We start from the raw sequence: 21,998 nt of genomic DNA on the forward strand, positions 1-21,998 counted from the left end.
TATGAAGTAATCTTTCTCAAAGAATTAAAGACAGAAAAATAAACTAGGAGGAAAAACATTGAGTTCTGGTAAAATTACTCAGGTCATTGGTCCTGTTGTTGACGTGGAATTTGCGTCAGATGCGACTCTGCCTGAGATTAATAACGCCCTCATCGTGTACAAAGATGTAGACGGCGTGAAAACTAAAATCGTCCTCGAAGTTGCTTTGGAACTTGGTGATGGCGCAGTGCGCACTATCGCTATGGAATCAACAGATGGCTTAACACGTGGGCTCGAGGTCCTCGATACAGGAAAAGCAATCAGTGTGCCTGTTGGTAAAGAAACACTTGGACGTGTTTTCAATGTGCTTGGAGATGCTATTGATGAAGGGAAGCCTTTTGCTGAAGATATAGAACGTAGTCCTATCCACAAGAAAGCTCCTGCTTTTGATGAGCTATCAACAGCTAACGAAATTCTTGTTACAGGGATTAAAGTCATTGATTTGCTTGCACCCTATCTTAAAGGCGGTAAGATTGGCCTGTTTGGTGGTGCCGGAGTTGGGAAAACAGTTCTTATTCAAGAGTTGATTCATAACATTGCCCAAGAACATGGTGGGATTTCCGTATTTACGGGTGTTGGAGAACGTACACGTGAAGGAAATGACCTTTATTGGGAAATGAAAGAGTCAGGCGTTATTGAAAAAACAGCCATGGTCTTTGGTCAAATGAATGAACCACCTGGAGCACGTATGCGTGTTGCTCTTACTGGTTTGACAATTGCTGAATATTTCCGTGATGTGGAAAAACAAGACGTTTTGCTTTTCATTGATAACATCTTCCGTTTCACCCAAGCGGGTTCAGAAGTATCTGCCCTCTTAGGACGGATGCCATCAGCTGTTGGTTACCAACCTACATTGGCAACTGAAATGGGGCAGCTTCAAGAACGTATCACTTCAACAAAACAAGGTTCTGTAACATCGATCCAAGCGATTTATGTCCCAGCCGATGACTATACTGACCCAGCGCCAGCAACAGCCTTCGCTCACTTGGATGCAACAACCAACTTGGAGCGGCGTCTCACTCAGATGGGGATTTATCCAGCTGTTGACCCATTGGCTTCTTCATCTCGTGCTCTTACACCAGAGATTGTTGGTGAGGATCACTATGCGGTCGCTATGGAAGTGCAACGTATTCTCCAACGTTATAGAGAATTGCAAGATATCATTGCTATCCTTGGTATGGATGAATTGTCTGACGACGAAAAAGTATTGGTTAACCGCGCACGTCGTATTCAGTTCTTCCTTTCGCAAAACTTTAACGTTGCTGAAACATTCACGGGTATTCCAGGCTCTTATGTACCGGTTGAAAAAACAGTGGAAGACTTTAAGGCTATCTTGGATGGCAAATACGATGAAATCCCAGAAGATGCTTTCCGTGGCGTAGGTCCAATCGAAGACGTTCTCGAAAAAGCTAAAAAAATGGGTTACTAGGATAGGAGGTTGCCGAGATGAGTGAAAATGTCATGGCTGTTCAGGTCATCACTCCTGCAGGTGTCATTTATGATCACCATGCAACCTACATTCTTGCGCATACTATCGGTGGCGATATGGGGATTTTGCCCAATATGATTTCAACCATCGCTGGTTTACAAATCAGTGAACTTAAGGTGCGTCGCCCTGATGATATGAAGCATGTTGATTATATCGCTGTGAATGGTGGAATTATCGAAGTGAAAGAGAGCTTGATTACTGTTATTGCAGACTCTGCCGAACGCAATCGAGATATTGATGTTCCACGTGCTGAACGTGCGAAGCTTCGTGCTGAAAAAGAACTTGAAGAAGCAAAAGCAGCGCATAAAGCTGATGAAGTTAAGCGTGCAGAGGTGGCACTTCACCGTGCGATTAACCGTTTGAATGTATCGAAACACTATTAATAAATCTCAAAACATCTCTCAGTGGATGTTTTTTTATTTTTTAACAGAAACGTAACAAAAAATCGAATGAAAATGTTAAAATGTAAAACAGAAGACAAATTTTACGTTAGTTTTCACAATAAGTTACAGAATAATTAATAAAGTTTTTTCAAACATCATGTGGAATAAAAGAGGGGAAAAGTGTGAGAAAGGAGGAAAATATGGCTTTGGGTTATTGCGAAGAAGTAATGCAAACTTTAGAAGTTCTTGAAGAAACGCTTAATCAATTTGAAATTTTGAAGATAGAATTTTTAGAAGAAATTCAACATAAAATCGATTATCGTTCGGCCTTATTGGCCTTTGCATTACCAATAGTTGTTCTTTTTTTCTACCTTGCGAACGATTTTTCTTTCATTGAGGGACAGCCAGAACGCTCTATTCTGGAGGCTTTTCTAGGGACATTCATTGTTAGCTTTTCCCTGTGGGCACTGGGCGTTTTTTTGAACGGTTTACTTAAAAAAGTATTTGGGAGTGACGCATTACCTATAGGGAGAAAAGCCCTCGTCAAACAGATTTTTCCAAAATATAGTCGAAAAAGAAAAGAACTTGTTGATGATGTTGAAAGAATCTTAGACTGTCAAACCTTGAAAAGTACACCGATTCCAGAAAGATATCTAAATTTGAAGAGCATTGACTACATCATTCGAGTTTTAAAACTAGAGGAAGTTTCTAGTCTACAAGAAGCAGTTGAATTACTGGATTTGGAAGTCAAAAATTCTCGGATTCAACATACTTTGACAGATAAAGCAAGTACACTTCGTGCTACAGAAATTATCAATGGTGACATGGGGCAACTTTTCTTTGAAGATTTGCTTAAGACAAGCCCGCATATGAGAAAATAAATTCCAGAAGTTTCTGGAGAAATGTTTATATACCGTTTAAAGGGGTTGTGAACAAAAAGGAAAACATTAGAAAGGAGTTTTGAAGCTATATGAGAAATAAAAAACAAGTCATCAGTTTAACGGTCGCTTTAGTTGGGAGCATCACAACAAGTCCTGCCCCTCTCAAAGCACTCTCTCTTTCCGCTGCTGATGGGATACAAGGGAGTACGGCAGCATATAACATGGTCTTGCCAGAAAACTTTTCTCAGGGTGCCGAGCAGGATATGGGCAAGAACGTCTGGGACCTATCGGAGAACCACACAGGCGATAAAAATCTTACTTTCCATTTAACGCATGAGGAGGCGAACATTGATACGTCAACGGCAGGGGGGCAAGAGGTATCAGAAACTCCTGATTTAATCGTACCGCCAGTGACGACTGAACCGCCACACCCCATTACACCAACAATGCCACCGCTAATACCGATAAAACCAGATATAACCGTTCCGACGATTCCGCCAGTAACGGTAGAACCGCCTAAGCCTATTACACCAACTGCTCCACCACTAATACCAATGCAACCTGATTTCACTCTACCAACTGTAGCACCACTTCTTCCAGAATATCCTGCCCCAATCACGCCAGTCGTTCCTATAGGAGAGCTTGAAAGCTTGGGACAAGAAACATCTAATCTTCACGAGAGGGCTGATGAGAAGAGTAAAAAAGAACAAGTGGAAAAGTTGCTCAATAAGGGAATTTCAAAACCACAAGTCTCTGCTTCTCATACAGCAACTTTGTCAGATAAAGCGTACACTCGCTTAGGTCAAGGACTTGTGGCTTTGGAAGGAGAACAAACGGCAAAAAATACAAATATTCAAGATGAAGGAAGCCAGGTCGAAAAAGAAGCAGTGCGTAAGCATTCTATTGCAGTTAATGCTGCCAGTGCTGGCGGGGCTGTCACAGGAGTTTGTGCTTCTGCCTTATTTCTAAGCGCGTTGAAAAAACTCAGCTGGTTGCGGCAATTTTTTGGAAAGTGAAAAGAAGAAATCTCTGAAAGAAGGGATTTTTTTGATACACTTCAACAAGTAAGGCTTATCTCAAACTTGCTGAGCGGGTTTAGCCAATGTGAAGCGTCTGCACAGGCAAGTCAAGAAAAGAGTGAGAACTAAGCTAGAAATCAAGTCTCTTGGGTAACAGAAGTTATTTTTCTCTGTTCAATTGCTGTGAAATAAAGTATAATATTAAGATATAGAATAGAAAAAAGACAAGGTGAATTCATGGTTGAGATTTATTTAGTAAGGCACGGAAAAACAATGTTCAATACAATCGGTCGTGCGCAAGGCTGGTCTGACACCCCTTTGACAGCAGAGGGGGAACGTGGTGTTATGGAATTAGGGCTAGGCTTCAAAGAAAAGGGATTAAAATTTGATCGCGCCTATTCCTCTGATTCCGGAAGAACTATTCAAACTATGGGCTTCATCTTGGAGTATTCAGACAATCAAAATATTCCTTACAAGATGGACAAGCGCATCCGTGAGTGGTGTTTCGGCTCCTTTGATGGAGGTTATGATGGAGAGCTATTTGATGGGGTTCTTCCGATTGTATTTGATGAAAAGGATTGGAGAGCTACTGGCAAATTTCCGACAGATGAAGAACTGGCGCGTGCAATCTATGAAGTAGATACTGCAGGCTGGGCTGAAACCTGGGAAGAACTCTCTGGACGCATCATGAGTGGCTTTGCGGATATGGCTGCTGAATCAGAGGCCGCTGGGGCAAAGAATATCGTTGTCGTGAGTCATGGCATGACCATTGGGAGCTATGTCAAGATGCTTCAGCCCGATATGGAACGCCCGTATAATTTAGACAATGGCTCTGTGACACATCTTAGTTTTGAAAATGGGAAGTTTGAAGTTGGAGAAATTGGTTCCATGGCTTACCGTAAGCTTGGAGCAGAAGTGATGAAAAATGCAAAGACAGACTAAAAAGAAAAAATTAAAAAAAGGAAGAATTTTTGGAGGGATCTTTGTTCTCCTAACCTTTATTTTTCTGTGTGTGCTTGCCGTGAATAAACTTCAATCACAAGGCACTAAAGAAACGACAAGTTCGAACAAATCGGCAGTCTCAAGTCCCAAATCTGAAAACAAAAAGTCAGATTTACCAGAAGCACATCAGTCAGATTGGAATTTAATATTGGTGAATAGAGCGCATCCTAAAGAAGAACTCTCTCCTCATCTAACAACCGTTGCTGGTGTTCAAGTGGACAGCCGCATTGCGGAAGCTCTGGAGAAATTTTTAGGAGCGGCTCAAGCCATTGATTCTTCTGAGCATCTCATCTCAGCTTATCGTTCAGTAGCCTATCAAGAGCAACTTTTTAATGGCTACGTAGAGCGTGAAATGGCTGGTGCTGCAGGTTCGCTCAACAATACAGGACAGCCAATTTCCCGGGAAGAAGCAGAGAATAATGTCAAAACTTATTCACAGCCGGCAGGAAGTTCAGAACATCAAACCGGCTTGGCTGTGGATATATCGACAGTGGATGCCTTAAATCAAAGCCCCAAAGATGTTGTGGCAGAGCTGAGAAAGATTGCTCCGAATTATGGCTTCATTTTACGTTTTCCTGAGGGAGGAAAGTCTTCCACGGGAGTAGATTATGAAGACTGGCATTTCCGCTATGTAGGGATAGATAACGCAAAATATATGGCAAAACATGATCTTACGCTTGAAGAATATCTAAAATTACTGCCTCAATGAAAGGAAACATGTTTAAAAGGAACCGTACATCTATGTTGAACAAAGCGCATCTTGTTTTATATGCTAACCTTGCTTTATTTCTCTACACTCTAATAAGTGTAGCACAAAGGCTTTTAGCAAGTCCTAATCCCTTCACAACTGTTTTCCAAAATACAAGTCGTACAGTCACAAGTTTTATTAATCAAGTCTTAGCTCCAGTCGCACAATGGCAAAGTGTGATACAAATTTTACTTGTATTTCTAATCATTCTTTTGATTATCCGCTTTTTTCATGTCGGAATGCTGCTTTTGGAGGTTGCAGCAGCTCTGGTAATTATTGATTGGCTTTATCAGTATTTCACACAGCAGCAAAGTTTAAGTCTATTGTTTCCACTAGCTGTTCTCCTTGTCAGCTTGTTGAGTATTCGCTTTGTCGCCAAGGATATTGGGCTGATTTAATGACCAAAAGCCAAAAATTAGCACTCTATAAAAAAGAGTGCTAATTTTTTGGTCTTTTTTCTTGACAAGTTATCAAATAAGGGATATAATAATATTGTTAGCACTTAAGGGTATCGAGTGCTAAATGTGAAGAAAGGAGACAAGTATGATTACAGAACGGCAACAGCAGATTTTGAATTTGATTGTCTCTCTTTACGCCAAAGAACATACACCAGTAGGTTCAAATGCCTTGCTGGAACAAATTAAGGCTTCGAGTGCAACGATCAGAAATGACATGAAAGTGCTAGAAAATCTTGGTCTTATCCAAAAAGAGCACACATCGAGTGGACGTGTACCTAGTATTTCAGGCTATAAATATTTTATTGAAAATGTATTACGCTTGGAAGAATTTACACAAAATGATCTTTTCGAAATTATGAGCTCCTTTGACGGCGAATTTTACCGTCTTTCGGACTTATTTGAAAGGGCGAGTGAGATTTTGTCAAGTCTGACAGGTCTAACTTCCTTTGTACTCAATGTTCCTCAAAGCGAACAAGTTTTACAGTCTTTTGAGCTTGTTACTCTGGATAATCACTCTATATTAACAGTGATGGGTCTAGCGACAGGTGAGATTCGTACCAACCAATTTGTTCTTCCTAAAAGTATGAGTGAGCAAGATTTACAAATCTTCACCCATCTCATTAAGGAACGTTTGGTAGGTAAGAAGGTTTTGGAAGTGCATTACGCGTTACGAACGGAAATTCCGCAGATTGTTCAACGTTATTTTAAAGTAACAACGGACGTCTTAAGGCTCTTTGATACTGTATTTGCTGACTTACTTACAGAAAAGCTGACAAGTAGTGGGCGTGAACATGTTTTTGAGTTTGCGACGGACAACCTGTCTGAGCTTTATAAAATTTTAAGTGACGATGCGCGCATGGCGCAAGAAATACGAGCACTGACAAATACAGAGGAGATGCGTTCAGTAGTTATTGATAATGTATCCTATTTTGCAAACTTAACATTGATTAGTCAAAAGTTTGTCATTCCTTATCGGGGACTAGGGACCTTGACAGTTATCGGTCCTGTAGAACAAGATTATCAAAAAACCTTGAGTAGGCTGGACTTACTTGCTAAAGTCCTCAGTATGAAATTGATGGACTACTACCGTTACCTTGATGGGAATCACTATGAGATAAGTTAATATAATATGAAATTTTTTAAAAGAAAAGGAAACAACATGGCTGAAAAAAAGAAAGAAGATATGAAGAAAGTCCAGGCTGAAAAAGTGGATGAGGTGACTGAGGAAGCAGTTGAGGAACTCACAGAGGAAGCCCTTGAAGATATCGTAGAAGAAGAAGTTTCTGAACTTGACGAAGCCCTAGCGAGAGCTGAAGAATGGGAAAATAAGTTTCTCCGCATCAGCGCAGAAATCCAAAACATCCAACGTCGTGCGAATGAAGAACGTTCAAGTATCTTAAAATACCGTTCGCAAGATCTGGCCAAAAAGATTTTGCCAAGTTTGGATAACCTAGAACGTGCACTTGCAGTTGAAGGTCTGACAGAAGATGTTAAAAAAGGTTTAGAAATGACGCGGGAAAGTTTGATAAATGCTCTTGAAGAAGAAGGGGTAACAGAGATTAAAGCTGATGGAGCCTTTGATCCGAACTTCCATATGGCAGTTCAAACGGTTCCAGTTGATGATGAACATCCAGCAGATCATGTGGTTCAAGTCTTCCAAAAAGGGTATCAGCTCCATGACCGCATCCTTCGTCCAGCGATGGTTGTTGTTGCACAGTAAGAAAGCAAAGTGACCGAAATGTCCTTAAACTATAAGAATAGATAAAAAAGAATAAAATAAGAAGAGGTAAAGCATATGTCTAAAATTATCGGTATTGACCTTGGTACAACAAACTCAGCAGTAGCAGTTCTTGAAGGAACTGAAGCAAAAATCATTCCAAATCCAGAAGGAAACCGTACAACACCATCTGTTGTTGCTTTTAAAAACGGTGAAATTCAAGTTGGTGATGCTGCGAAACGTCAAGCAGTAACAAACCCTGATACAGTTATTTCAATCAAGTCAAAAATGGGAACAGATGAAAAAGTTTCTGCTGGTGGTAAAGAATACACTCCTCAAGAAATTTCAGCAATGATTCTTCAAAACCTAAAAGCAACAGCTGAAGCATACTTGGGCGAAAAAGTTGAAAAAGCAGTTATCACCGTTCCAGCTTACTTTAATGATGCGCAACGTCAAGCAACAAAAGATGCAGGTAAAATTGCCGGTCTTGAAGTAGAACGTATCGTTAATGAACCAACAGCAGCAGCGCTTGCTTACGGTATGGACAAACAAGACAAAGATGAAAAAATCCTTGTCTTCGACCTTGGTGGTGGTACATTTGACGTGTCTATCCTTGAGTTAGGTGATGGTGTCTTCGATGTGTTAGCAACAGCAGGTAACAACAAACTTGGTGGTGACGACTTTGACCAAGCCATCATCGATTACATGGTTGCTGAATTCAAAAAAGAAAACGGTATCGACCTTTCACAAGATAAAATGGCGCTTCAACGTTTGAAAGATGCGGCTGAAAAAGCGAAGAAAGACCTTTCAGGTGTAACTTCTACACAAATTTCATTGCCGTTCATCACTGCAGGTGCTGCGGGTCCTCTCCACTTAGAAATGACCCTTACACGTGCAAAATTCGATGAATTGACTGCTTCATTGGTGGAAGCAACTCGTGAACCTGTACGTCAAGCTCTTGCGGATGCAGGACTTTCAACATCAGATATCGATGAAGTTATCCTTGTTGGTGGTTCAACTCGTATTCCAGCAGTTGTTGATCTTGTGCAAAAAGAAACAGGTAAAACTCCAAACAAATCAGTAAATCCTGACGAAGTTGTTGCCATGGGTGCTGCTATCCAAGGTGGCGTTATCTCAGGTGATGTTAAAGACGTTGTCCTTCTTGACGTAACTCCACTTTCACTTGGTATCGAAACTATGGGTTCTGTCTTTACAAAACTTATTGAACGTAATACAACAATCCCAACATCTAAATCACAAATCTTCTCAACAGCAGTAGACAATCAACCAGCAGTTGATATCCACGTGCTTCAAGGTGAACGTCCAATGGCAGCGGATAATAAAACATTGGGCCGCTTCCAATTGACAGACATTCCTGCAGCACCACGTGGTGTGCCACAAATCGAAGTAACATTTGACATTGACAAAAATGGTATTGTTTCTGTTAAAGCGAAAGATTTGGGTACTCAAAAAGAACAAACAATCGTTATCAAGTCTAACTCAGGTCTTTCTGATGAAGAAATCGACAGAATGATGAAAGATGCAGAAGCAAATGCAGAAGCAGATGCAAAACGTAAAGAAGAAGTAGATACACGTAACGAAGCAGATGCTCTTGTTTTCCAAACTGAAAAGACACTCAAAGAGCTTGAAGGTAAAGTAGACGAAGCTGAAGTTAAGAAAGCAGAAGAAGCTAAGGAAGAACTTAAAAAGGCACTCGAAGGCGATGATATCGCTGACATTAAAGCAAAATCAGAAGCACTTAGCGAAATCGCTCAAAATCTTGCAGTAAAACTTTACGAACAAGCAAGCGCTGAACAAGCAGCAGCAGGTCAAGCAGCGGGAACAGAAAATGATTCTAAAGATGACAACACTGTTGATGGTGACTTTGAAGAAGTGAAATAAGACAGTCAAAAGTAAAATTAAAAGTTCAAAGGGTTATATCCCTTGGACTTTTTTTGTGCCTTAATAACAGGTTTTATGTTGAATAGATTTATGCTCATCGGTGATGTTAATAAAAACAGTGATTTTTATTGGAATGCCTTGAGTTATTTGACTCAGGCTTATATGAAAAGCATTTTGTTTGTATTCGTTTTCATAAAATAGGATAATAAAAGTAGCAAAGAGTCTAGTTTTAAATTTTAACAGAAAGGAGGTTGTTATGCTCAAGATTTATACTGTATCTTCTAACCAGGAGACAAAGAAAGCGGAGAGTTGGTTGTATGCACATAGAATAAAATTTGTGGAAATTGACATTTTGACAGAGTTGGTTTCCACTGAAGAAATCTTACAAATCGTTTCCCTAACTGAAAATGGTATAGAAGAGATTATTTCTACAGAGACAAGGGCATTCACGCGTTTGGATATCGACCCTAATGGTCTGGGATTAGAAGACTTTATGGAACTGATAGAAGAAAATGCTACGTTACTAAAAGTGCCGCTTATGCTGGATGAAAAGCATCTTCAAATAGGTTTTGATGAAGGGGAAATGCAAAAATTTTTAAAGAAACCAAGTAAGAAAATTGTCGACTTGGCAAGTCAAGAAGTTCGAACGGGCTAGGCTCTGAAAAAAGAAATTGGGGCAAAAGTCTCAAAAATGAAACAAGCACTTAATCCTCTGTACAAGAATGCAAGGGTTAAGTGCTTTTTTGTTTGAGGGCTTTATTGGTAACTATTCTCCACACCATCATTTTTATGATATCACTTTGAATTTGGTAAGAAAAAGATTACAATAACATTATATAATATGTATATTGTGTTACTTAATGTGTACAATATACTTGACGAGGAAAAAGCCATGCTCTATAATCAGACAGCACAGCACAGCACAGCACAGCACAGCACAGCACAGCACAGCACAGCACAGCACAGCACAGCACAGCACAGCACAGCACAGCACAGTGATATGACCCCCAGAAGTTAGACTAGAAAAATCTAACTTTTGGAGGTCTTTTCTTATGAAAAAGTATTCTTTTGAATTCAAACTTAAGGTTGTGAATGATTATCTCTCAGGAGTGGGAGGCTATACATTTCTAAGAGATAAATATGGACTGTCTAACCATGAAGTAGCTCTTAGATGGGTTAATGCTTATAAAAAATTTGGAGAAGAGGGGTTAAAACGCAACCCTCACAATACTGTTTATGATTCCAATTTTAAACGCAATGCGGTAAACTTATACTTAACAAGTGAAATGTCTTATCGCGAAGTTGCCAAACAATTAAACATGAGTAATTGTACAGTGATTGTTCGTTGGGTTAAAGAGTACCGTCAAGAGAGGGAATTTGCTTTTATTTCAAAGCCTCGTGGAAGACCTAGAAAAGAGAATGAATTGTCAAAGCCTAAATCTAAGAAGACTAAGAAATCAAAAGAGGAGCACTCAGAGCTTGAGAGACAACTCGCGGAAGCTCAAGAAGAGAATCTTTACCTACGTGCTGAGTTAGAGTATTTAAAAGGCTTGAGGAGACTTCGAATGGAACAACAAATTCGGGAAAATCCCGACTTGTTCAAAGCCTCCAAAGACAATTCCAGTTCCCTCTTGAACTCCTCCTCAGAGTTGCTAGACTAGCTCGGAGTACTTATTTCTATTGGCTTAAACGCTTCGAACGTCCCAATAAGGACGAAGACATTGAGCAAGCTATGCTGGAAATTCGCAAGGAACATAAGAATGCAGGTTATCGTCCAATGGTACAGTTGCTTAAAGACAAAGGCTTTCATGTCAACCATAAGAAAGTACAACGCTTGATGAAAAAACTGGGACTACGTGTGACTTCTTTTGGGCGCAAATCCCGCAAGTACAATTCTTACAAGGGAAAAGTGGGCAAGACTGCTAAAAATAAGTTGAATAGACGCTTTCATACCCGTATTCCTCACCAGAAAATAACGACAGATACGACAGAGTTTAAATATTACGATAAGGGCGTTCAGAAGAAGGCTTATCTTAATCCTTTCTTGGACTTGTTTAACAACGAAATTGTGAGCTTTGAAGTCTCTAAGCAGCCAACTTATCATGCGATTTCAAGTGCGCTCACGCAGGCACTTGAAGTGACTTCTGACTGCCCTTATCGCCGAACTTTTCACTCTGATCAAGGCTGGGCTTACCAGACCAAAAGCTATGTTCACACGCTCAATGAACATCGAATTTTCCAGTCGATGAGTCGCAAGGGAAATTGTCTTGATAACTCTGTTATGGAGAACTTCTTTGGCCTTTTGAAGCAGGAAATCTACTATGGAAAGGTCTTTCACTCTTATCAAGAACTGAACACCGCTATTACGAAGTGGATTCAATACTACAACACCAAACGAATTAAGAAGAAATTGAATTGGTTAGCACCTGCTCAATTTCGGCTTGCTTATCAAAAATAAAATACAAAAAAATGAGATATTTCTATCTCATTCAAAAGTCTAACTTTTAGGGGTCACTACACAGCACAGCACAGCACAGGTAGGTGATACCTTTTTTTATAGTGCCCTAAAAAAGAGCCGTAGCAACATTTTAGTAGATGAAGCTATGGTTCTTTTTGTAGCTATCAACCAAAAGGTGGTGGCATAAGTGGGAAAGAAAGTGCAATCTAGCGAAACTATTACTGAAAATATTTTTCGTTCGTTTTATGGTCCTGATACTTTCATTGAAAAGTCCGCAATTGATAAGTCTTATGGTTTCAAATCAAAGAATGGGACATCATTTGCAGGTTACCCAGATTTTTTTCTTGATTTACCTGACTTTGCAATAATTGTTGAAGCAAAACCACTCTTACATTCTAGAGCTGAAGAAGAAGTTAAGTTCTATATGACGACAAACAACATTAAGAAAAATATGGTTGGGATTGCAGTATCGGGACGAGAATTAAGTCAAATAAAGGTAACCTATTTTTTCAAGAAAACGGATTCTGATGAAATAGAGAAGTTCAATATAAAAGATAAGCTGCTCACACTTGAAAATATTGGAAAAGCATTAAGTAAGCGTGTTTCGGGAGAAACTATCTCAGATGAGCAGCTTGTTAGCATTTTGAAGTCTATCAATGAAAAATTCCATGATGGTGGAATAAAAGATACCTACCGAAGTTTGTTTTTTTCAGGTATTATGATTGCATTGACTAATACAAATTTTCGGAGCATCTACCTGAACATTCAAGAACCAACTGATCAAGAGATAGCAACAACTTCAGTTACAATATTAAATGCCCATTATATGAACAAGTCAATCCTTCAAGCAGTTGATACTCAACTGGGATTAAAAGTCAATAATTTGTCAAAAGAGTTTAGTTGGCGTGACCAGTTTTCATTTATAAAAAATATCGACTTGCCATTGTTGACTTATAAGCAACTAATATCTCAAATCCACAATAAAATCTTTATCCCTTATCAATACGAAGAAAAGCAGGATATATTAGGAAAAGCTTATAAGATTTTTCTTTCTCGTGCAGGGAAGATTGAAAATAAAAATATCATTTTAACTCCTGACCATATAAAAGAGTTAATGGTCAAGTTAGCTCGATTAAACGTCAATGATGTCGTAATTGATACTTGTACTGGCTCGGGTGGCTTTCTAATGGAGGCTATGGAAACACTATATAATCTTGCTAAAGATGATGAAGATAAGCTTGAAGAAATACGAAATCGCCAGTTAATAGGATTTGAGATTGATCCTGTATTATTTTCGTTAGCATGTTCAAATATGTTCCTACATGGAGATGGTCGTTCAAATATGCTGTTTAGGAATAGTCTTTTAAACGTGAGTGATAATACAATTATGAACAATAAGGATGATGTATTACTTGAGTATATTAGAGAAAAGAAACCCACAAAGTGTATCATCAATCCACCTTATGAGAATAAAAATCCAATCAAATTCACATTACAGGCTATTGATTATCTTGAAAATAATGGGAAGCTCATTATTATTATGCCAAGTCCAACGTTAACAAAAAATCAAGGAAAAGATGGGACGACAGGCTTAACCGACCTGTTGCTAGAAAAAGCACGGCTTGATTATGTAATAAAGATGCCTCTATCTATTTTTAGAGAACAAGGGAGGACCGTTAATACTTCAATTTTTGGATTCACAAAAACTCCACATAATCCAACAGATGAAGTCTTGTTCTATAATCTTGAGGATGATGGATTAGTTAGCGTCCAACACAAAGGACGAATTGACAAAAACAATCGATGGAATGACATAGAAAATCAAATTGTAGATTCAATTAACAATTCTAAGGAAATACAAGGTATTTCGGAAAAGAAAAAAATTTATAAAGAAGGTGTTCTAAATGCAGCAGGCTACCAAAATGAGGACGGTAGTCACCACAAGTTAGTAAAATTCAAAGAGCTATTTTCATCAACAAAGGGAGAACTTGCTTCAACCAATGAAATGGACGATGGGGAATATGATTTTATTACGGCTTCGGATGAGTGGAAAAAGTATTCGTCATACACACATGATGAGGAAGCGTTAGTTTATGCCGTATCAGCAAGTGGATCATTAGGGAAAAGCCAGTATGTAAATGGAAAGTTTATCGCAAGTAATTTATGTTTGGTGTTGACACCAAAGAACTACGATAAATATCCAATCAACATGAAATTTTATAATTGGTATTTTGAAGCCATTAGAAAAAAAGTTGTTGCTGATCTTGCGGATGGTACTTCAAAACTAACAATCAATCCTGGCCACTTGAATGAATATTTTGTAGAATATTTCCCTATTGAAGAGCAGAATGCTTTTGTTAACGAATATATTGTTAAATATGATGAATTAAAGAAACAAGTGCAACGAGCTGAGAGGGATTTGAAAATAAATCTTAGAAATTTTATGTAAGTCTTTTATAGGATTACATGTGTTTGGGGAGTTTAAAACTAATAGATGAAGTCAAATTTGACTTCATCTTTTTTTTTTTTTGCACTTTTTTGGAAGTGAAGTGGGGGCGTAAAGCAAGAATTTTGAATCCAAGTTAAAATCAAGAAAAACAAAATGAAAGTAGGTAATTTAATGTATCAAGGGAGCGATAATTATGGTGTCCCACGGGACATTTTTGCAAAGTTTAAGATGGGAATCTTTTATGGTTTAGATTTTGGCTTTATGGCTATAGGTGGAGGCTTTGCCTGGTGGCTGAATCGTTTTTTTCCTGTGAGTCAATGGCTGAACATGCTTATTTTTGATGTGCTCACCGCAATCATTGTTATTTTTCTTATCATGCATACCAATGGTGGGAAGCGTAATTATATGGTCTTATTGCTCTTTTTGCGTACTAAGACAAGTCGAATCAAAAGGCAGTTCAAGCCACTGAAGAAGAAAGCACAAGGAAAGGAAATAGAGATCGATGCCAATTTCTAAATTATCACAAAAAGAAGATAAGGCTGTTCAAAAAGAAAAAAGGGGAAATCTGGCAAGTTTTTTAGAACACACGTTTTATAAGCGATTGAATAAGACCAAGGAGGCTGAATTGGTTTTAGTGGATGACAGTGTGCTTCAGATGTTTCGGATTGAAGGGACAGGTGCATCCAGTGTCAGCTATGAAGAACAACGGATGATTTTATCTTATTTTTATACTTTTTTATCTAAAACAAATGAACACTTCACCATTGAAACGACAAAACTTCCTGTTTCTACGGCTTCTCAAGTGGCGCATTTACGTCGAAAACTTCGAAATCTTACTTCTTTAAAACCTACAAGTGAACGTGGACACTTACAATTGGAAATAAAAAAGAATATGATTCGAGCAAAAATTGAAAAACAAAAGGAGTTGGAAGAGCGTTTAAGTAATATTGAATATTTGTTATTTCTTTATGCAGAGACTCCTCGGGAATTACATAAAAAAAGCAAGCAACTTGTCAGTTTAGCACGTTCCTATCGCTTTCATCTTTCTATGCTCAACCCTAAAGAAAAAGAGCTGGTACTGTTTCAGCTCAATAACTTGAATACAAAACTATAAAAGTTGTGTAAATTTTTGTGTATGGATAGACACAAGAATTTATGCAAGGAAAGGAAATAGAATGGTACATTTGAAAAAATACGAGAAAAAAGGCTATGACATTGATTTTTTAATGCGTGTTCAGCCACAAGGAGGTTCTAAATACTTCTCACACTACGTTCAGTATGGTGATGGGTGTGTGACTTACCTGCGCATTTATGATTATCCCAGAGAAGGTTTGGGGAGGATGTGGTTGAAAGAACTTCTCCAACAAGATCACGTGGTTTCTTTTTTAGCTATAGAGTCTTTGGATAGTAAAAAAGTTGAAGAAAAAGCTGAGAAATCAATCAATGAAAAAGAGAGTCGAATTGACATCAATGCCAAGACAACAGACAATAACCGTGAAGCTCAAGAAGTTGGGGATTTGTTAGAGTTGATTGATGATATGACACGTAAGCACGAGAAAATGAAAGGTATTTCTATTCGATTAGCTGTCTATGATTTAACAGAAGAAAAATTGATGACACGTGTCAAAAAAATTAGAGATGAAGCGAGTCAATTCAAAAGTACAGTCATGTTGGATGAACTGTACTTTGAACAAGAAGCACTCTTTACAAGTCCTGACTCGCATTATGAGTTATTAAATACGCCGAGTCACCGTCCTATTAAAAGTCGAGATTTAGCAGGCGGATATTTTTTAGATCATACAAAATTAGAGGATAAGACGGGGAGCTATTTCGGTAAAACGAAAACAGATGGCGTTATTCAATTGGACTGGCTCTTGAAAAATGAGTTTCGTACACGTCCTTTTATGTTGATTTCTGGAACGCCTAATATGGGGCAAGGCACATTTTCAATTGCTTTGATTGATGACAATTTTGCTCAAAATCATTATATTCGAAATATCAACTTGGATCAGTCTCCTTTTCTTAATAATTACACAGAAAACAATCTAGGTCTCTTAATAGATATGGCAGGAAGTCGAAATAAAATCAATATTTTCCAAGTCTTTCAAGGCGCAACCAATGAAAAAGGGGAAACAGATGAAATCAAATCCTTTGGTCTTCACATTGCAAAATTGAAAAACATGTTTGAGGTACTCAAACCCGATGCAACTGCGGATGATTGTGATATTTTTGAGGATTTAGCGACGGCCTTTTATTGTCAATATCCTTCAGAAAATAATCCTTTGTGGTATCGGAACCCCACTCTACACTTGAATGAGTTAAAAGCAACAAAAGTACCTGCAAGTGAATATCCGACACTTAAAGATTTTGTAGGATACGTTGAAGGGCAACTTGTTTTAGCTAAAACAGCTGAAATGGAGCGTTCTTATCGGCGCATCTTATCTACTTTTGTGAAGCTATTGAATACGAAACCTGATGTTTTTGAAGGAACGACAAACTTTACGGACTTATCAGAAGAACATTTGGTCACCTTTGATTTATCAGGTTTAACTGGAACACCTGATTATCTCAATGTCCAACTTTTTTCAGTCATGGCACTGATTTCTTATGATGTTATTCGAAATGGAAAAATACAGAGAGAGCGTTTAAGAAACAATCCTCGTCTATCAGAGTCTGAAGTGGAACATTACATTGTTAATATCACAGATATTGGTAAGATGCTCAATCCACGTACGCCCTCCTCAAGTGAACTGACACTTCAGATGATTGATGCCTTGTCTCAAAACTATGCAGGGATTATTGTCCAAGCAGGAAGTTTTCAAACAATTTTGAATTCTGGGGGATCTGGTTTTAAGGCGGAACGCTATCAGTCATCTATGAAAGCTATTTTTGGAATGATGAATTATCGTGTTTTCGCTCAAACATCGAGTGCAGACAAACAATTATTGGCAGATATTTTGCAAGAAGAAATCAGTCCCTATGAATTAGATGCTATTACAACTTTGGAACAAGGTCAACTTTATTTGAATATTGCAGGCAGACAAAGCATTATTTTTTCACAAGATTATGAAACATCAGATTTAGCAGAATATGGAGGATGGCACTGATGAAAAAATGGTTCGCTGGTTTTGCGATTCTTTTCCTATTGATTGGAGGTTCTTTTGGTGGACTTCTGATGATGACAGTCTCTTTAGGAGCAGGGGAGGCTGTAGCTTCGGCACAGAGTTGTAGGGATGTCCAAAATGAAAGTGCCAATCCTTCAAATGATAAAGATAGGACGAATCATCATGGTAAAGCTCTTTTTGATCATTTGACGAAAAGCAATGGCTTTTCGGGGGCAGGTGGTGCAGGAGCAGTTGCGGTTGCCGAGAGAGAGTCTGGATTGGATCCACAAGCGATTAATCCAAGCGGAGGAGTTGCAGGCTGGTTTCAGTGGTCGGGCTGGGGAAATACTATCAATGGGAATAGAATCACCTCAGAAGGCTCCATTAAATCGGGGGATTTATCTACTTTAACACCAGCTAATCAGTTTAAGCTGTTGGATTATGAGTTAAACGGCTCTAAAAATTCAACAAGAATTATTGTAGGAAAGGCGACTGATCCGCAACAAGCTGCTCTTGACTGGTCAGTGCTCTATGAGGGTATATCACTCTCTGATGGACAGACTAAAGAAGCTGAAATTAAAGCCAATGCACTCAAGTGGTACACGACCTTTGATGGAAAAAACATTCCATCAAGTATCAAAGAGGCGGTCAATGATGGTGCAAAGAATAATACGTACAATACCTATCAAGAAGCGAATAGTGGATGTGATGCAGGAGCTGGAACAGGAGAACAAGTAAAGGGTACCATTCCTATGGGAACGTACTACAAGCAACTGAGCCCTGAAGTAAAAAGAGCTATTGGTAAGCGAGCCAATTTCACTTCTTATCCAGATGATGAAGTCAATGCACCCTATGGGCACCAGTGTGTATGGTATGTCATATTTCGTACTAAAGAAATAGGCTGGGGAGTGACAGGAATGGGAAATGGCGGTGTTTGGGGACACAGTACACCTGGTTTGACAGTTGAAGTAGGAAAACCCAAACCGCATAGCGCTGTCAATTTTGTGGCGGGGAAAGACCCCTACCGTGGAAATTCAGATCCAGGTCACGTCGCTTTTGTCGAATATGTGAATCCAGATGGCTCTTTGATTATCTCAGAGTGTAATGTTGTGGCGGGTCAAACTGGTTTTGATCGTGCAACAGCAACTCAAACAGAAGAAACTTATGGCACAATTTCTGCAAAAGAAGCCAAAACATTGACTTACGTTTATCCAAGAGGAAAGTAGAGGGTTTAAATATGAGGAAGTTTTTGAAAGAAGGGAAAAAAGAAATTCAAGACTGCTTATTACTTGAAAAGCTTAAATTTAAGCAAATGGTGAAAAACAGACAATTCTGGCAAATTCAGCTCCTAAATGTTTTAAAAATCATGATGACTTTGAGCTTTTGGGGAAGTATCCTTTTTGCCTTTAGAAGTTTTGTGGGTTTATTCTTCATTCAGAAAGCTTGGCCAGGATTACAGACTGTGGAAGGACGGGAACAAGCTTTATCAAGCATTTTCGTTATTTTTTTCTTCATTGTTGTTTTTCGGTTCAGTTACGCTTTATTCAAAGGTCTGGATATTATGGAAAATACTTGGCGTTTTATGAAGCATAATTTTATCATTTGGAGTCTCAGTTTTAGTTTGATGGGCTTAAAAACTGAAAGCGTAGAGGGTATTGTTGGAGATGTTTCACAATCTTTTCAAATAAATCTCGTCGCTCTCTTACTTGGTTTTTCTTTCTTTGCGGTTCGTCAAATTATACAGTCTATGATTTTCAGAAAGCTTGATCAGCTCAATATCTTTGAGAAGTGGATTCCTATGATTCGTTGGTATGGAGTTGAGACAAGAAACAGACAAACTGCTTGTAATACTTTGAATGAAGGAAAGACGTTTCAGACAGGTTTTGAAAGTTCCACTCTCAAAATCATTCGCTTTAAATTCAAGTATTCGAGAATTGAAATGGTGCGAATACTTTATCCAGAAGCACAAGCTGTCTATTGGGTGGAAGCGGATATTCCTTCAGAAGAACCTAAAGCATTGGATTTCTCGGATTATCCTTTTAGTCAAGACGGTGAAAAAACGATTGAAAATGAAGGTAGAAAGGGTCAGGCAAATGGAGATTAAACAAAAAAGTATTATTTTAGGGCTAGGTTTTGCTTGTGGAATTATCGTCATGCTTCTCATAGCTTTTGTTCTTATGGGTGGGAACAAAGATAATCCTCGTGGAGCAGTCACACAACAGATTATAGAAGATAATAAAAAAGAGATTTCTAGCTTGAAAGAGGAGCTTGCGAATGCAGAGAAGACTTTGAAGCAATCCCAAGATGGTAAAACTCAGCAGCAACTCATAGACTTACAAACAACTGCTTACTCTCTTTTTAAGATCTATTATAATTATAATCAAAGTCAAACCACCAATGAAGAGAGACAAAAAGAGGTCGCAACTTTGGTGGCTTCAGAAGTTGCACAAAAACTTTTTCCATTATCTGCGGATAAGTCAAGTTCAGATTATGGAATGATTCAAAGTCACTTAAACAGCCTACAAGTTTATGCTCAACCGCAGACGGGAACGTCGATTACAGCATTTGTTGATTGTGACTATACCGCAAGTGCTGGAGATTTAAAATCGAATGTGCCCCATTATATTTTTCAAGTGACCTATGATACAAAGGGAAAGAAAATTACAGGTATGACAGAACTTGGAAAGGTAGGAAAATAATGGCATAATAATGGAAAAAGTACAAATATTTCTTTGTTTATAACACACGCTTTGCCAGTGTGTTTTTTGTTATAATAAAAAGCGAAGGGATCTACATGGATAAGATAAAATCATGCGTGAATGATTTTGGAATGTGATTTTAATTTACAGTTTTGAGTAAGGAGGATAATTTGAGAAAAAAGTATTTAAACAAGAAGTAAGGGATTTTCTTAACAATGGGGTTGTTTCAGAACAGTTACAAATGGTCATAAACAACTCAATCATGAGAATAGACGATAAAAGGTTTAGTGTGGATGAAGCGAAGGAGTATATTTGGGAATGGGGACTAAAACTTCAAGAACAAGGTTATAAATTTTCGAAATATGAAGCAGAATTTATGAATCAGAACATTCAACCAAAGCACAAATTGGCTATAACAAATAGTCTTACATGGAGCATGATGAGTATATTCAGGTGAAAATTATAATAAAGTGTATTTTTTATTTTATAAAATAGCTAGAAATTCTATTTATACTGTTTGATAATATATAAAATATGTTATAACAATACGTTATAACGAATGTTTATTCTAAATCTCAACATTTGTTGGGATTTTTTGAGTTACTTCAAGCACACAAATTGATTTTCTTCATCAAATTTGGATTGTAGATTTTTAATGTATTTTGTGGACATGGCAATGTTGTTATCAAGTTAATATAGTTTTTTATTAAATTGGTATAATGGTTAAAAATGTTGATATTGCCTGTTGTGTTTGTTATAATTAAGTTAGTGGTATACCTATTATATAAGCCGAAAAGGAGGAGTATCATGAAGCTTATTCAAAAAAAGTATAAATTTATTGTTTTATCTATCTTTCTATTATTTACTACTTTGAGCAGTCTATCAGTACCTACAACAAAAGTTTTCGCAGACGAAGTTGCGGATACTTCTAGTATCGTTGAAAAAAATGAGACGAAAGTAAGCTTTAGATACGGAGGATTGGCATGGGCTCTACAAAGTTTAGGTGGCAGTTTTGCTAAATCACCTACTTTTGAACAAATAAATGGAAAATATAGACCGCCTAAACATACAAATTGTGGTCCTTATGGTACAGGAGGCACGCCTAATTCGTGTAACATGTAATGAAAAATAAAGCGATAAAAAAAAGTAATAGTAAAGAAGTCGAGTTTTGGATTGTTAGTCATGAACATGAACGCCCTTATTGGATAAATCGTTTATTCTATCTCGGTCTTATGCAATGGATAAATGAAAAAAAACTGAGCTATGGTCAAGTTCTTCTTAGAGGGGGGGGAGTTCCCTTAGAGGTAGGAGATGTCCTTGTTTATGATGGAAAAACTCGTTTAGAACTACTTAACTTAGAATATATGACTTACAAGAAATTTAAAAAAAAATATAAAGTACTATCAGAGTGAGTTTATTGGAAAGTTTGAAAGTGGTTAAAGAGAATATAACAATAAAAAAGAGCACAGCACCAAAAGGGCTCTTTTTATTGTTATATTGATTGAGTTAGTAAACTTGGAGTAAACTCAATAATTTTTGAAGGAGTAGTAAGAAAGAAATAATGAGTATTGAAGGCAGATGAGTTAGTTTTGAAGATTCTTTAGGAGGTCTTTTTTATTTGTGAAAAAACTATAATATATTAAGCACTCT

22 protein-coding genes are annotated in these 21,998 nt (G+C 38.0%); all 22 read left to right on the forward strand.

Annotated features, from left to right (window positions below):
• Positions 1-58 precede the first annotated feature (58 nt).
• The 22 genes from atpD to ACGHCK_RS04955 all read left to right on the forward strand — a co-directional run bounded on the left by atpD (position 59) and on the right by ACGHCK_RS04955 (position 21,760).
• Complete coding sequence (atpD, locus tag ACGHCK_RS04850; protein ID WP_202231110.1) at positions 59-1,468, forward strand: F0F1 ATP synthase subunit beta; 1,410 nt, start codon at positions 59-61, stop codon at positions 1,466-1,468.
• A 17-nt stretch (positions 1,469-1,485) separates the two neighbouring features.
• Positions 1,486-1,911 (forward strand): F0F1 ATP synthase subunit epsilon, encoded by a 426-nt coding sequence (locus ACGHCK_RS04855; protein ID WP_202231111.1) that lies wholly within the window; start codon positions 1,486-1,488, stop codon positions 1,909-1,911.
• Positions 1,912-2,111: 200 nt separating this feature from the next.
• Entirely contained in the window at positions 2,112-2,792 is a 681-nt protein-coding gene (locus ACGHCK_RS04860) for a hypothetical protein (RefSeq protein WP_251422708.1), read from the forward strand.
• 89 nt (positions 2,793-2,881) lie between these two features.
• Positions 2,882-3,808: a hypothetical protein gene (locus ACGHCK_RS04865; protein ID WP_271328234.1), complete on the forward strand. Its 927-nt coding sequence runs from the start codon at positions 2,882-2,884 to the stop codon at positions 3,806-3,808.
• Between the two features lie 240 nt (positions 3,809-4,048).
• Positions 4,049-4,753, forward strand: a complete 705-nt coding sequence (locus tag ACGHCK_RS04870) for a histidine phosphatase family protein (protein WP_202231114.1) — start codon at positions 4,049-4,051, stop codon at positions 4,751-4,753.
• A complete protein-coding gene (locus ACGHCK_RS04875) occupies positions 4,737-5,522 on the forward strand; it encodes a M15 family metallopeptidase (RefSeq protein ID WP_271328235.1) in 786 nt (261 codons plus the stop codon). Before ACGHCK_RS04870 ends, ACGHCK_RS04875 begins: the two co-directional genes overlap by 17 nt.
• Positions 5,523-5,530: 8 nt before the next feature.
• On the forward strand, positions 5,531-5,959 hold the full coding sequence (locus tag ACGHCK_RS04880; RefSeq protein ID WP_286927480.1) for a hypothetical protein: 429 nt from the start codon (positions 5,531-5,533) through the stop codon (positions 5,957-5,959).
• 145 nt (positions 5,960-6,104) lie between these two features.
• On the forward strand, positions 6,105-7,142 hold the full coding sequence (gene hrcA / locus ACGHCK_RS04885) for a heat-inducible transcriptional repressor HrcA (RefSeq protein ID WP_251422696.1): 1,038 nt from the start codon (positions 6,105-6,107) through the stop codon (positions 7,140-7,142).
• A gap of 36 nt (positions 7,143-7,178) precedes the next feature.
• Positions 7,179-7,739 (forward strand): nucleotide exchange factor GrpE, encoded by a 561-nt coding sequence (grpE, locus tag ACGHCK_RS04890; protein ID WP_251422693.1) that lies wholly within the window; start codon positions 7,179-7,181, stop codon positions 7,737-7,739.
• Positions 7,740-7,814: 75 nt separating this feature from the next.
• The gene (dnaK, locus tag ACGHCK_RS04895) at positions 7,815-9,638 is read left to right on the forward strand and encodes a molecular chaperone DnaK (protein WP_202231118.1); all 1,824 of its coding nucleotides are present in this window, start codon (positions 7,815-7,817) and stop codon (positions 9,636-9,638) included.
• A gap of 256 nt (positions 9,639-9,894) precedes the next feature.
• Positions 9,895-10,293 (forward strand): Spx/MgsR family RNA polymerase-binding regulatory protein, encoded by a 399-nt coding sequence (locus tag ACGHCK_RS04900; RefSeq protein WP_251422687.1) that lies wholly within the window; start codon positions 9,895-9,897, stop codon positions 10,291-10,293.
• Positions 10,294-10,479: 186 nt separating this feature from the next.
• The gene (locus ACGHCK_RS04905; RefSeq protein ID WP_394304494.1) at positions 10,480-10,656 is read left to right on the forward strand and encodes an adenine methyltransferase; all 177 of its coding nucleotides are present in this window, start codon (positions 10,480-10,482) and stop codon (positions 10,654-10,656) included.
• A 34-nt stretch (positions 10,657-10,690) separates the two neighbouring features.
• Positions 10,691-12,096, forward strand: a protein-coding gene (locus tag ACGHCK_RS04910) for an IS3 family transposase (protein WP_394304495.1) whose coding sequence is annotated in 2 segments (ribosomal slippage) — positions 10,691-11,180 and positions 11,180-12,096 — 1,407 coding nt in all. Because the reading frame shifts where the segments join, the coding sequence is not laid out codon by codon here.
• A gap of 187 nt (positions 12,097-12,283) precedes the next feature.
• Positions 12,284-14,545, forward strand: coding sequence for an N-6 DNA methylase (locus ACGHCK_RS04915; RefSeq protein WP_271328176.1), 2,262 nt, complete (start codon positions 12,284-12,286; stop codon positions 14,543-14,545).
• Between the two features lie 153 nt (positions 14,546-14,698).
• Positions 14,699-15,061: a hypothetical protein gene (locus ACGHCK_RS04920; RefSeq protein ID WP_251421820.1), complete on the forward strand. Its 363-nt coding sequence runs from the start codon at positions 14,699-14,701 to the stop codon at positions 15,059-15,061.
• Entirely contained in the window at positions 15,048-15,659 is a 612-nt protein-coding gene (locus tag ACGHCK_RS04925; RefSeq protein ID WP_251421823.1) for a hypothetical protein, read from the forward strand. Before ACGHCK_RS04920 ends, ACGHCK_RS04925 begins: the two co-directional genes overlap by 14 nt.
• Before the next feature lie 61 nt (positions 15,660-15,720).
• Positions 15,721-17,652: a virulence factor gene (locus tag ACGHCK_RS04930; RefSeq protein WP_251421826.1), complete on the forward strand. Its 1,932-nt coding sequence runs from the start codon at positions 15,721-15,723 to the stop codon at positions 17,650-17,652.
• On the forward strand, positions 17,652-18,875 hold the full coding sequence (locus ACGHCK_RS04935; protein ID WP_251421829.1) for a phage tail tip lysozyme: 1,224 nt from the start codon (positions 17,652-17,654) through the stop codon (positions 18,873-18,875). The genes ACGHCK_RS04930 and ACGHCK_RS04935 overlap by 1 nt, the downstream gene beginning before the upstream one ends.
• Before the next feature lie 23 nt (positions 18,876-18,898).
• Positions 18,899-19,753: a hypothetical protein gene (locus ACGHCK_RS04940; protein WP_271328177.1), complete on the forward strand. Its 855-nt coding sequence runs from the start codon at positions 18,899-18,901 to the stop codon at positions 19,751-19,753.
• Positions 19,713-20,348, forward strand: coding sequence for a hypothetical protein (locus tag ACGHCK_RS04945; RefSeq protein WP_394304496.1), 636 nt, complete (start codon positions 19,713-19,715; stop codon positions 20,346-20,348). Before ACGHCK_RS04940 ends, ACGHCK_RS04945 begins: the two co-directional genes overlap by 41 nt.
• Before the next feature lie 807 nt (positions 20,349-21,155).
• On the forward strand, positions 21,156-21,470 hold the full coding sequence (locus ACGHCK_RS04950) for a hypothetical protein (RefSeq protein ID WP_251421838.1): 315 nt from the start codon (positions 21,156-21,158) through the stop codon (positions 21,468-21,470).
• Positions 21,470-21,760: a hypothetical protein gene (locus tag ACGHCK_RS04955; RefSeq protein ID WP_251421841.1), complete on the forward strand. Its 291-nt coding sequence runs from the start codon at positions 21,470-21,472 to the stop codon at positions 21,758-21,760. Before ACGHCK_RS04950 ends, ACGHCK_RS04955 begins: the two co-directional genes overlap by 1 nt.
• Positions 21,761-21,998 lie beyond the last annotated feature (238 nt).

The organism is Lactococcus muris, from assembly GCF_042849115.1.
GTDB lineage: Bacteria > Bacillota > Bacilli > Lactobacillales > Streptococcaceae > Lactococcus > Lactococcus muris.